The sequence below is a fragment of the Oligella sp. HMSC09E12 genome (assembly GCF_001808505.1).
Lineage (GTDB): Bacteria > Pseudomonadota > Gammaproteobacteria > Burkholderiales > Burkholderiaceae_B > Oligella > Oligella urethralis.
Window position 1 is genome coordinate 13,445 of sequence record NZ_KV793615.1, and the last position, 12,864, is coordinate 26,308.

Consider the following 12,864-nt stretch of genomic DNA (forward strand, 5'->3'; position numbering starts at 1 on the left):
AGCATGAAGGGCTACCTGAACGCTTATGGCTCGATGACTTTGAGTGAAGACTTCCAACCTATGGCGCCCTCTAAAAAGCTCAGGTATTGGCGCGCTTTGACTTTGGCGATGATACGCGCATTGTCGGGAAAGATCATCGCATACTCATGCAAGGGGTCAAATAAAAACTCAAGTGCTTGGTTGTGTTCCAATCTCACCCGGCCGCCGATATGTGGTTGACTGCGTTGATGACCTAAAAAGCCGCCAGTATCAGAAATCACTTCTCTATCAACAATGCGCCATCTTCTTTGCGATAGCGAATACTCGAAGGTATCGCTCATATGGGTAAGTGGGTTTTGTATCGTATCTAGGCGCCATTGAGTAAGGGCGTCTAGATCTTTTAGTTTAATGTCCGTCTCAGTCGTTGCCATATCGTAAACCCAGTTTAAAGGGATATTGGATAGGTCACCATAGGTACCCGGTTTGTCATTGCCGAATGCAGTGAGATCGCTTTCATAGAGCGCGCCTCCAATGTCCGAGTGCACACCTAAAAAACCCTGCTCCATCACATTGTCAGCGTTGTCATTATGAAATGAGGTCAGCGGAAATATCATTCTATGCTCATTCATTGCTACTGCATGCGCATAAAGTTGCCAGGCCGGGGACACAGTAAAGTTGTAGTTACTATTGGAAAAGCCCAAGGCACCAAATTGATGCACTGTATCAAATAAGCCTACAAAGCGTAAATTGAGACATGCTTGTACTTGTTGCCGTCCGCTAGGACGCCATTTGGCCGTGTAATTAAAGTAACTATCTTTGGTGTATTCGGCAATTTTATTAGCAAAAATACTGGCTAGGGCTGCGCCTCTTGAGAAACCGGATAAATCAATATTAATAAAGTTATCGATTAAGGGACCTTTTTGAGCGATTCTGGCGATTGCATCAACTAATCGCATCCATTGCATATTCAGTACATAAGGGGCCATTGAACCTAAGAGCATATCCTTGGTGGTGCCAGGTATTCGGTGCGGTACTTTCCACTCAAGCAGTTGCCGCGCTTTGAATGATCTCACGCTGGGGTGATAGTTTGCTGTATGCGTTTTGGCCATATCATCCAGGAAGGCATGCATAAACTGATACACCTTGAGATTCGCCTCTTCTGTGCCTAGCCCATCAATGTAGTGTACCGGACCGTCATCATAGAGTTGACCAAGTTTATAGGCATTAGTTTGTGAGCTTGGGGTGTTGGTAGTGCCGTCAAACACAAACATCAGTAAGCCCAAGGGGTCAATCCATTGACGTGGGTTTTGATTGGCATAACCATAGGCATCGTTGGTAGCAACGGGGCCTAAAGGATCAGGCTCTAGGTAGTGACCGAGCTCAGGATCATAATTTCTATAGATATTTTGATGTAAGCCAGTTTCTGCATCATAGTATCGACCCGGTAGGCGTAAATTAAATTCAATCTTTTCGATGATGGGCTGACTTTTACCAAAGGCTTCATTATCCGCAAGCCAAACCGTTTGTTGATGTTCATCCGTGACTAAAAACGGTTGCCCGCTACCATCGCTATGGATATAGTAGATTTGTGTTTTGTTTGGATCGCTGTAATCAATCAATGCGACTGGCAAGTGTCCGTCATAAATGTAGCGCCGGCTAAGATAGGGTTTATCTCCCCACGAGTTGTAGATTTTTTTATCGGCCTTGGCCGCGGGTAAAAAAGCTTCAGCGACTAATTGCTGATTTAAATAGTAGTATTGGGTTTCACCTTGTGGGGTTGTTTTGCGGATACGCTGATTTAAGCCGTCATACTCATAGCTAGCTAGTATGTCTTGACCCTTGTGAACCTCCTTAAGTAAATTGCTCTCATCATAAATGAGCCGTAGATCATCCATTTGCTGTATAAAGCCAGCGCGATCTCGTTTAATGTTTTTTATAAATAAGGCCTGCTGTTGGCTTTGTTGCTCTCCCTCCTTGCGCGTGTGTAGTTGTTGACGAGCATAGGCCATCCCGCCGGCTTGCCACGCATAAAAATTGGTTTTGCTTTCAAGGCCTTGTGAAGTTTCTTGTTGTGTGTCCGAACGCATTAGTTGGCCAAGCTGATTAAATTCAAATTGGGTATATTTATTGATCTTTAACGCATCCGATAAATGATGCTCGGCAGCTAGTAAGCCATTATCACGGTAATAGCGAATTTCTCGCCAATAGGGGCTAGACTCACCCGCTTTAAGTAGCTCTAAGCGCACGCTGTTATTGCTAAAAGAGGGGTTGGGACGCGCCTGGCTGATCAGTTGATTACCGTATTGGCGCTGATGTGTACCTAAGCGTTGATAGAGTAATTTGGGTGCTTGTTGGGGCTCGGCATCCACGGCTTGCCAGTAAATGGCGCTGAGTTCATGCGCTTTATCATAGTGGTAATACAATGTGCCTTGTTCTGGTAGGGAATGCTCAACAATTCGGTCTTGTTGATGCACATTAAACAGATCGACAAGCATACTTGAAGTGCGACTGCTCCATTTGCGTATGTTGCGGTGCTGAATCTGTTGTGTGAACTTTTTAATCGAGAGTGATTTATGATCCCCCTCGCCCTCTAATGAAAAGTTAGAAGCAAGGGGCTTATTGATAAAATTGCGGCGAGTGTCGAAATGTATAGAGCCTAACAAGCGACCGTAGTTAATGGCAATGCCATTGCGTTGGTAGTGCTGAGTTTTTCTCATCAAAAAATGCGTACCATTCGCATAGTTCTTGTACTTAGGGTACAAGGTGTCGGGATCGATTTCATAAAAGGTCTTACCCGTATATAAACTGCTCCATGCATAGGGCTTAGCGTCTTTATCGTAGAAAATCTTGAGGCCGGGCCAACCACGATGCGCTACCTCAATGCTTTCGATGTGATTATCTGTGGCATGGCGCTTAAGCTTGATATGATTGACGGCGGTGATATAGCCGGTCTCATTGTATTGAATAGTCGTACCGGGGGCGGGGCATTTAAAGCATGGTGCACCCTCAGCCTTGGTTAAAAGGTATTGGCTCCCTAACATGGTGCTGTGAAAACGACTCAGCGTGCCAGCCGTGGTGGACTCAGCTGCCGGCTGGAGAGCACTATCGGCAGAGCGCTGATCGATATCAGGCTGGGGTATAAACTGTCTGACCTCTGTGAGCCCGGTGTCGCCGTTAAACTGAGGGACTTTGATATAGTTAAAGCGCATGCTGAGTGGATGACTTAACTCCTCATGCTGATGGAAGTGCACCTCAACGGCCTGATGGTGTGAGTTATAGCGCCATGAGATATCACGATAGGGCTTGGATTGTTCCTGCTGGAAATGCGTAGCTCGTCTTAATAAATAGGGTGAAAGCTGCTCATCGAAGCCGGTGGCGTTGGCTTGGTATTGATAGTTGATGCGGGCGCCATCCGGCAGCAGAGCGCTCAGTAGTCGAGGGGCCTCTTTATCCACAGGCACATCGTACTCAAACTCAATCCGTCCACTCGGTGTCTTAATATGGGAAATGCGAGCGTGCTGACCCCATGTTTGATACTCAAAGCTCATGCCTTGATGGCTGCGGTTTTGTACGAAGAGAATTGCGTCTTGCGTAGGGCCGGCCCTGGTCTCACGCTCAATAAACACAGCCTCTGCAGCAGGCATTTGACTGACGATTAAACGACCCCGGCCATTAAAAATATCAATCGCACCGGAGGGGTACTGCCAAAGCCATAAATCGCCCCGCAGCGAGGCCAGAAATTGATTTGAAAAATACTCACTGAGTGGCTTTTTATCTTCCGTGGGAATGTTGCCCGCTGCATTTAGGCGCTCCATAATGGAAGCCGAAGTGATTCTAGTTAGGCTGCCGAACTCATTATTAGGTGATCGGGCAACATCCCCCTCAAAGGCTTCAAAGCTAATGCGGGTACTGTCATCTAGCAGGATTTGCGGTCGCCTGCCTTGTAGATATAATTGACGCTCATAGGAGTGACGCCAGCCCTGACCGATAAAAGAAGGTGTTAATTGGGTGGAATTATAATAACGGAAAAACTCCAAGCCAGAATGGGTGGCAGCGCCGAAATAGTCTCTCTCCTCTTGGAATTTATTGCCATTGCTTAAATTAACCGGATTAGCGGCGGATTTGTCCAGCGTGACATTGCTACCAGTGCCGTAGCATGGGTTGCCAGCGCTTTGAGCCGTGCAGGGTGGGGCGCTGGAGGTGGCGCTGCTACTCTGTGCTTGGGCTAGCGGTAGCTGGGTGGCAGCACTGCACGCGATTAAAACGGCAACAACAGAAGTAATAAGCGTTTTCATAGCCATTCTCTAATCAATTAAGGAAATAACTAATTGTGATAGAAAGTCACACTTATAAGTGCAGAGTAGGCTAAATTTGTCCTATGGCTTTTTTGATTTTTTCAACGAGGAGCAGTCTATGTTAATTACTTTTAAATCTAAAAATAGCGGTGAGGTGATGATGTTGGCTAAGCATGCCCTGGCGGTGTTAAAGGCGGCTGGACGTGATTATGGCGATACGATGCCAGCGCAGGGTGTGTTTACCGCTGAGCAACTAACAGAGGCAATTGCCAATTTGCGTCAAGCCATTGATGAAGATAGCCATAAGGATTTGCACAGCTATGCCGTCCACGACCAGGAAGTAGAGCAGCGCGATAAGGAAAATCTTGAGGCTAAGCATCCCTTAATTGAAGGGGTGAATCTTAGTCAGCGCGCTTATCCGCTCTTGAAGATGTTTGAAAGCGCACAACAGCATGGTGATGATGTGGTGTGGAGCGGTGGTAGCGCGTGGTAATGTTTGATGCTGAGTAAGCAAAAACCGCCTTGCATCATGCTGCGAAGGCGGTTGGTACTATTTAGCGTTTTAGCTGATTAGGCGGTTGCCGTCTCAGCCTCTGCTGCGGTCTCAGTACTAAGGTTTTGTAAGTGACGGTTAATGGCACTGACAACGGCGAGGAAAGATGAGGTCACAATATCTTTATGTAGGGCAACGCCATAGCCGGATTGTGAACCATCTAAACGTAGTTCCACATAACTAGCCGCTTTGGTATTTTCACCGCTACCGATGGCATGCTCCGCGTAGTCCATAAACTCAATTGGCATATTTAAGGCATTGATAAAGGCGGAAATGGCGCCATTGCCTTTGCCCTTAAGGACTTTTTCCTCATCGTGATACTTCATCCGTACTACCACCGAGAAGCGCTCGTTTTCCTCACCATCAGGATGGCTGGTAATCTGATGTTCAATCAGGGTCCAAGGCGATGTTTGGGTTAAGTATTCCGCCTCAAAAATCTGATAAACCATCTGGGCATCCACCTCTTTACCAGTTTCATCCGTGACCCGTTTAATTGCACGGCTGAATTCGATTTGTAAGCGACGCGGCAAGCTTAATCCATGCTCTTCCTCTAGTAGGTAGGCCACACCGCCTTTGCCGGATTGGCTATTCACACGAATCACGGCATCATAACTACGGCCCAAGTCGGCAGGGTCAATCGGTAAATAAGGCACCTCCCACGGCTCATCTGCCTTTTGTACGGCAAAGCCTTTTTTAATCGCGTCTTGGTGTGAACCAGAGAAAGCGGTAAACACAAGATCGCCGGCCCAAGGGTGACGTGGGTGAATTGGTAACTGGTTGCAATATTCGGCGGTGCGACGTACTGCGTCAATATCAGAAAAGTCCAAGCCAGGGTGAATACCTTGAGTATATAGGTTAATGGCTAAGGTCACGAGGCAGACATTACCCGTGCGCTCACCATTACCAAATAAGCAGCCTTCCACTCGATCGGCGCCGGCCATCAAGGCTAATTCGGCGGCAGCTACGGCAGTGCCACGGTCGTTATGCGGGTGTACGCTGACAATACACGCTTCACGCTGCTTAATATGATTGCAGAAGTATTCGATTTGATCTGCGTAAAGATTGGGTGTGGTGGCTTCAATGGTGGCAGGTAAGTTAAAGACAATTTTTTTGTCGACGCTGGCGCCGTAGGTCTCGGCCACTGCATTACACACCTCAACCGCTAATTCCGGTTCGGTGGTGGAGAAGACTTCCGGTGAGTACTCAAAACGCCAATTAACCTCAGGATATTTGGCTTGCTCAGCCATGACCATTTTGGTACCGGCAACCGCAAACTCACGCACTTCCTCTTTGCTCATGTTGAAGACAATCTTACGGAAAGCGGGTGCACATGCGTTATACATGTGGATCATGGCGTTTTTAGCGCCGGCACAAGACTCAGCCGTACGGGCGATTAAATCCTGACGTGCTTGTGTTAAGACAATGATCGTCACATCATCGGGGATCAGATCGTTTTCAACCAAATGGCGTACAAAATCAAAATCTGTTTGCGAAGCCGATGGGAAACCTACTTCAATTTCTTTAAAACCGATTTGCACTAGGTGCTTAAAGAAGCGTAATTTACGTTCAATACTCATCGGCTCAATAAGCGCTTGGTTACCATCACGTAAGTCGGTACTCATCCAAATCGGTGGCTTGCTAATTTGTTTAGAAGGCCACGTGCGCTCGGAGAAGTCACGTGTAAAGGGTTTGAAAGGAATGTATTTAGTCGCTGGATTCGATAACATGGTGACACCTATTTTTTGCTCAATATGGCTAGTAGCCTTAACTATCAATGGCTGGTCTTAAGAAAAAAACGATATAAAAAACTGCTAAAGCGCACTCCACTTGAGGGAGTCATTTGGGTGGCTCAACGGGTCGGCTGCATAGCACCACCAAGGCTCTAGGCTAGGCAACCGATCAATAAGAGGAGTAAAGCGAGGAGTGCAGCGCTTTGCAATGTAGAGATAGAAGTAGAGTCTTGAAATGCGTGGCTAGACGCAGCAGGGAACACCGACTGAGCTGAGGCCTGTGGGCCATCAACTGAGCTCGCAAAATTTACAGCGAAGGGTTCCTTTAGAATATCCATAAGTATTACTTCTATCATGCCTAAACTAATTAATCAAGCTTTAGGCGCATCATTCACAATAATGATGTCTTTTTCAGCAGGATGTGTGGCGTTTTCGCTAAGCTTACTGCTATCGTTTTGAGGCGTTGGCGCTACCGGTGCTGTGGGGACGGTCGCATCAGCCGTCATCGGCGCTACTCGCACTGTCGGCTCCTCTATCAGCGGCTCGCTCGTGGCTGCGGCGCCATAGAGATGCTGATTGAGCAGCTGCTCTTGGGCACGGGCATCTTCGATATACTTAAAGCGCCCCTGTCTAAGCTCGCGACTTAATTGCTTAATTTGCTCGATTTTAAGTGGTTCACGTCGATCCGCCCAGACCCAAGCCAGTACCTCTAGGCTCATGGGGGATAAGTGGCTAAGTAGGTTTCTTGCCGCAGGCATCGGCACATGGCTTTGAGCGTGATGATTGAGCTGTTGCTGGATTAGGTTGTTGAGAAAAGACAACACCAGTAGGGCTAAGATAATAACAAGTGCCCACCAAAAATACATATCGTACTTTTCGACGTATTCCACCACCATTTCGATGACCGTGCCATTTAAAAAGTCATAGTTTAGGCCGCGACCGAAGCTTAATATCTTTTGTGCGACCCAATACACTAGGGCTAAGACCAGTACTGTCACGGCGATTAGGGCAAATAAGCGGCCTTTGATTAAGTTAAAAAGGGTGCTGTCAATAAGCTTGATATCGCGTTTGTAGTCGGCTCGTTTCGGCATCATGGTAGGTTCTCAATTGCTCGTTTAATTCAATGGAAAGCTTATTTTAACGATTTTTGGCCTACCTCACCAGCGTATGGATTTAGCGCGCTGGGCAATCCGCAACCTTGCCCCAGGCCCTATTGGGGCCACAGTATTGATTACGAATACGGCTGATACATGCGGGACGCTCGTCAAAACCCAGGGTGCGGCAGTGCGCCATGGCACGATTAAAGGAGGCGACCCATGCCTGATCGCCGCCGCTATTAACCGGTGCGGTGTCCTGTCGACGGATAGGTTGGAAGCTTTGGCTGCCGCCAGTGGTGCCTTGTGTGACGACACCGCTTAAGCGCTGATTCTCTTCAGCGTACATGGCACTTTTTTCCTCATTTTTGAGGGTGGTTGCTAAGCTGTCTTGCTTCACTTTCCAATCAACCTCTGGCTTGGCGGCCGCTAAGCCCTGGGTGCCGTCTAATAAGGGCTGCATAGGCTGCGGTATCAATAAATTACCCTGAGCATCGTATTCGGCCGGCGGGTCAAGCTCGGTGACATTAGGAATATTGGCCTGTACAGGCACTCGATCGGTTAAATAGTCACCTGCTTGCAAACCTAAGGCGGTTGCAATACCGGCTAACACAATCACTGTAAAAATTATTAAACGCCAAGACATAATAAATAGGGTGCTCCCCTAAGGTTAATTAGTGACTTTCAGCAAAAATCTGCCCGCCTTGCTCACGCATCACATGGAATTGTATATCGGGATGGAGCTCCTGCGCTACCCTAAGCTGAGCCTGTGAACTGACCAAAAAGGCTGGCGCATCCACCACATCGTAGGCGATATTGGAAATATTCGCATCTAAAAATTTACGTAAGGCCTGTGGATTGGAACTCGTCACCCAGCGGGCCAAATTGTAGCGCGAAGGGCCTAAAATCGCATCTACCCCGTATTCAGTCTTAAGCCGATGGGCGACTACTTCAAACTGCAATTGACCCACTGCACCCAGTAATAAAGTACCACCCGCAATTTGCGGTTTAAATACCTGAATGGCGCCCTCCTCGCCTAATTGCGTCAGGCCGGTATGCAGCTGCTTGCTACGGAGTGGATCTTTGACCTCAACCGTCTGAAAAAGTTCAGGTGCAAAAAAAGGTAATCCGGTAAAGTGTAGTTTTTCACCCTCGGTTAACACATCACCAAGGTGTAATACGCCGTGGTTTGGTATGCCAATCACATCGCCGGCATAGGCCTCATCCACTAAGTCACGCCGTTGTGATAAAAATGAGACGGGGTTGTTTGGACGAATGTCTTTGCCCGTACGCGCAACGCGTAAACGCATACCACGCTCGAATCTACCAGAACTGACACGCACAAAGGCTACGCGGTCACGGTGCGCTGGGTCCATATTGGCCTGCACCTTAAAGACCACACCAGTAAACTTAGGCTCGGAAGGCTCAATCGTACGCTCAATGGCCTCACGGGCACCCGGCGGCGGTGCGTATTCTACTAATGCATCGAGTAATTCTTGGACACCAAAGTTATACACTGCAGAGCCGAAGAAAACGGGTGTTTGCTTTGCGTCTAAGAAGGCGGCATGATCAAAATCTGGCGTCGCGAGTTGAATTAACTCAATTTCTTCGCGTGCTTTGCCAATGGTATCTGGGCAACGCTCAGTCAATAGCGGATTGCTTAAGTCGGGAATAAATTCATCCTCTGCACTGCCGCTTTTGGACGGATTGGCACGGTTAAACATGCGCATCTGATCTTTGGTCAAATCATAAATGCCGCTGAATTGACGCCCCATGCCCACAGGCCAAGTAAAGGGAATACAATCCATTTCCAAATGGGATTCAATCTCACCGATCAGCTCAAGTGGCTCTCGTACCTCACGGTCGAGCTTATTAATAAAGGTCAAAATGGGTGTATTACGGGCGCGACAGACTTTTAATAAGCGCTCCGTTTGCGGCTCAATACCATTAGCCGCATCCACCACCATGACTGCTGCATCAACTGCGGTTAAGACGCGGTAGGTATCCTCGGAGAAGTCTTGGTGTCCCGGTGTGTCCAAAAGATTAATCACACAATCCCTGTACTCCATTTGCATCACGGAGGAGGCGACGGAAATACCGCGTTGCTTTTCAATCTCCATCCAGTCGGAGGAGGCGTGACGCTCTGCTTTGCGCGCTTTTACGCTACCGGCGATTTGAATTGCACCGGCAAAGAGTAAGAGCTTTTCGGTGAGCGTGGTTTTACCCGCATCGGGGTGAGAAATAATAGCAAAAGTGCGCCGTCTGGCGACCTCTTGGGAAATTTTACTGTTGCTTGACATGCTTTGTGTTAACTTTTCAGCCTTAAATAAATTGAATGAATTGTAGCATGAGCTAAATGATGATTATACGCTCATAAAGGCCATGGTTAATGCCGCTAGAATAAAGCATAGGCCGAAGATTTTATTAATTTTAGCGGTGGTGTGTGGGTTTTTTAAGAATTTGACCAGATTGGCCGCAAGTGCTGCATAGCCCAGCATAATCACTAAGTCCACGGCGCAGAGCGTAAACCAGATAATCACATATTGGATGAGTAAGGGCTTGCTTGTATCCACAAATTGCGGAATCACGGCCAGTAAAAAAATCGCTGCTTTGGGGTTAGTAATATCGACTAAAAAACCTTGTAAAAAGAGCTTGCCTGCGGTTGATGCAGGCATCTTGCTGACATCGACTCGCACCATACTGACGGGCGAGCGATATTGCTTGACTCCAAGGTAAACTAAATAGGTGACACCAACCCACTTAATCACGGTAAAGAGCAGCATGGAGGTTTTAATCATGGCCGCCACGCCGATAATACTGATAATAAATTGTACGCTGTACCCGCCGATCAAGCCAATCACCAAGGCGGAGCCTGGCCACATGCCATAGCGTAAGCCAGCCGCCATGGAGGCAACAGCACCGGGTCCCGGAGAAAGTGAAATAGCCCAAGCGGCAAAAAATAACGTCAACCAGACAGAAAGTAACATAACAATAGCGCAGACAAAGAAAGGGCACGGTTTATCCGTGCTAGTAGGGAATTATATGCTGTTGCTGCGGTTACAATCAGTTATCTTTAAGAGTGGTGTAATTTTTCTGCGCCCGATAAAATAGCTTAAGTTTTAATTAATTAGAGTGAGTCTATTATGCGTCAATTTTTTCGAGTCTTTGTTGTCGCCTTGGTTGCGAGTTTCTTAGCCGGTTGCGGTTATAACGAGATTCAGCGTCTGGATGAGGGTGTTAAGGCGGCTTGGTCAGAGACGCTAAACCAATATCAACGTCGTGCCGATTTAGTGCCGCAGTTGGTTGAAAGTGTTAATGCCTATATGGTGCATGAGCGTGATCTGTTAAAAGAAGTAACTGAGGCCAGAAGTCGTGTGGGTTCGATTAATGTCTCGCCCGATCGTTTACCGACCGAAGAGGAAATGGCTCAGTTCCAAGCCGCGCAGGCGCAGTTAGGCTCTGCCTTATCCCGTTTAATTGCAGTGTCAGAAAACTATCCGGAGCTGAAGTCGGATGGTTTATTTAGAGATTTAAATATTCAGTTAGAGGGTACTGAAAACCGAATTGCGACCGCCCGTGGTCGTTATATTCGTGAGGTTCAAGGCTTTAATACCTATATCCGCCAGTTCCCAACCTTAATTACAGCAAAAATTTTCGGCTACAAGGTGTTGCCTAATTTTGGTGTAGATAATCAAGACAGCATTATGCAACGACCGACTATCCGTTTTGATAGACCTCAAACTGCGCCTGCAAACTAGGGTAGTAGGGGTGGCGTATGAGGCTGCTTAACTTGTTTTTAAGTCGTTCGGCGTTGGGCTTGCTGTGGCTTTGCACAAGCTGCTTAGCGCTAGTGCTATGGCTGTCGCCGGTGCGAGCTGAGGTGCCGGTGCCGCCGTTGACTAACTACGTGGTGGATGTGAGCGGCACCTTAACAGCAGCGCAACAAAGCGAGTTGAATCAGCGTCTTGCGCAATTGGAGCGTGACAGGGGGTCGCAAATCATGGTCTTGCTAGTACCGACAGTGGCCCCAGACGACACAGTTGAGAGCTACGCCCGACGTGTGTTTGATGAGTGGCGTATTGGTCGCGCCAAAATCGATGACGGTGTATTGGTGCTGATTGCTAAAGACGATCGCCGTATGCGTATTGAGACGGGCTATGGCTTAGAAGGTGCGATTACGGATGTACAGGCCTCTTATATAATTAATCGAGATATGGCGCCCGCCTTTCGGGAGGGTGATTATTATGACGGGATCACAAAAGCCGTGGATCAATTGAGCTTATTAATTGAGGGAGAGGAATTGCCTGAGGTTAAGCAAGCAGAGGATTCACCCTTTTTAGGTTTAGATGGTATCCCCATTGAGTTCCTGCTGTTCTTTGCGATTTTTATTTTATTCTGGCCGATTTGGTTAGCGCCTATTGTCGGCGGTGTGTTTATGCTGTCGGTCACCGGCTCTATTGTGGCAGCGATTGTTGCAGCAATTTTTGCCGTCGTGTGGAATTTGATTGCCAAGTCTTTTTTCCGTTCGGGTTTGATTGAGGAAGCGAGTCGTCAAGCGGCCAAGGGTGGCGCACGAGGACGACGCAGCCGCGGTCGGGATAATTGGCCCGGCGGTTTCGGCGGCTTTGGTGGCGGTGGCTTCGGAGGCGGCTTCGGCGGAGGTTTTGGTGGCGGGGGCGGTGGCTCCAGCGGTGGTGGAGGTGCTTCAGGTGGCTGGTAATAAATTCACAAAATTAATTGGCATTGACACGCTTAAGGGGCAATATCTTGGGCGGCGCTATTTTACCAAAGCCTTTTTAAGCGATTTATCTGAGCGCATTGCTGCCAGTGAAGCTCAACATCAGGCCGAGTTGGTGGTGGCGATTGAGCGTAATTTTCCCAGTCATGTGGATTCAAGCCGCGATCGAGCGTTAGAGGTGTATGGTCGTTTGCGTGTTTGGGATACGCCTCTAAATACAGGTGTGCTCTTGTATTTATCCTTGGACCGACAGGCGATTGAAATTATTGCTGATCGGGGGATAGCGGTGGCCCATGAACGCTGGGTTGAGGTCAGCGCAGCTTTGGCGGCGTCATTCAAAGAGAAGCGATTCTGCGAGGGGTTACAGGCTGCTGTGCAGCAAATTGGCGATATTCTCAATCTTGCTTGCCCTGAGACTGAGCCTAAGCCTGAGGGCAATGATGTGTTAGCTAATGAACCCGTGATTTTATAGGGC

10 protein-coding genes are annotated in these 12,864 nt (G+C 48.0%); 4 read left to right on the plus strand and 6 right to left on the minus strand.

Going from position 1 to position 12,864, the window contains the following annotated elements; genetic code table 11:
* Positions 1 to 23 precede the first annotated feature (23 nt).
* Entirely contained in the window at positions 24 to 4,274 is a 4,251-nt protein-coding gene (locus tag HMPREF3179_RS10200) for an RHS repeat-associated core domain-containing protein (protein WP_070471062.1), read from the minus strand.
* A gap of 118 nt (positions 4,275 to 4,392) precedes the next feature.
* Between HMPREF3179_RS10200 and HMPREF3179_RS10205 the strand changes: the two genes are divergently transcribed.
* Positions 4,393 to 4,767, plus strand: a complete 375-nt coding sequence (locus HMPREF3179_RS10205) for a DUF1840 domain-containing protein (RefSeq protein WP_018025345.1) — start codon at positions 4,393 to 4,395, stop codon at positions 4,765 to 4,767.
* Positions 4,768 to 4,844: 77 nt separating this feature from the next.
* Here the strand turns inward: HMPREF3179_RS10205 and leuA are convergent, their stop codons facing one another.
* From leuA to HMPREF3179_RS10230, 5 genes are all read right to left on the minus strand, one after another.
* On the minus strand, positions 4,845 to 6,554 hold the full coding sequence (gene leuA, locus HMPREF3179_RS10210) for a 2-isopropylmalate synthase (protein ID WP_070471064.1): 1,710 nt from the start codon (positions 6,552 to 6,554) through the stop codon (positions 4,845 to 4,847).
* Positions 6,555 to 6,928: 374 nt separating this feature from the next.
* The gene (locus HMPREF3179_RS10215) at positions 6,929 to 7,651 is read right to left on the minus strand and encodes a hypothetical protein (protein WP_070471065.1); all 723 of its coding nucleotides are present in this window, start codon (positions 7,649 to 7,651) and stop codon (positions 6,929 to 6,931) included.
* A 79-nt stretch (positions 7,652 to 7,730) separates the two neighbouring features.
* Positions 7,731 to 8,297 (minus strand): hypothetical protein, encoded by a 567-nt coding sequence (locus HMPREF3179_RS10220; protein WP_070471067.1) that lies wholly within the window; start codon positions 8,295 to 8,297, stop codon positions 7,731 to 7,733.
* Positions 8,298 to 8,325: 28 nt separating this feature from the next.
* Positions 8,326 to 9,951, minus strand: a complete 1,626-nt coding sequence (locus tag HMPREF3179_RS10225) for a peptide chain release factor 3 (protein ID WP_070471069.1) — start codon at positions 9,949 to 9,951, stop codon at positions 8,326 to 8,328.
* 63 nt (positions 9,952 to 10,014) lie between these two features.
* Positions 10,015 to 10,638 carry a LysE family transporter gene (locus HMPREF3179_RS10230; protein WP_018025350.1) on the minus strand — a complete coding sequence of 208 codons (624 nt, stop codon included), beginning with the start codon at positions 10,636 to 10,638 and terminating at the stop codon, positions 10,015 to 10,017.
* Between the two features lie 156 nt (positions 10,639 to 10,794).
* Between HMPREF3179_RS10230 and HMPREF3179_RS10235 the strand changes: the two genes are divergently transcribed.
* Genes HMPREF3179_RS10235 through HMPREF3179_RS10245 form a run of 3 tightly spaced genes read left to right on the plus strand, consistent with a single transcriptional unit; the run spans position 10,795 to position 12,861 of the window.
* Positions 10,795 to 11,409, plus strand: coding sequence for a LemA family protein (locus tag HMPREF3179_RS10235; RefSeq protein WP_018025351.1), 615 nt, complete (start codon positions 10,795 to 10,797; stop codon positions 11,407 to 11,409).
* 17 nt (positions 11,410 to 11,426) lie between these two features.
* A complete protein-coding gene (locus HMPREF3179_RS10240) occupies positions 11,427 to 12,371 on the plus strand; it encodes a TPM domain-containing protein (protein ID WP_036557872.1) in 945 nt (314 codons plus the stop codon).
* Positions 12,280 to 12,861, plus strand: a complete 582-nt coding sequence (locus tag HMPREF3179_RS10245; protein WP_246823826.1) for a TPM domain-containing protein — start codon at positions 12,280 to 12,282, stop codon at positions 12,859 to 12,861. The genes HMPREF3179_RS10240 and HMPREF3179_RS10245 overlap by 92 nt, the downstream gene beginning before the upstream one ends.
* The last annotated feature ends 3 nt before the right edge of the window (positions 12,862 to 12,864 follow it).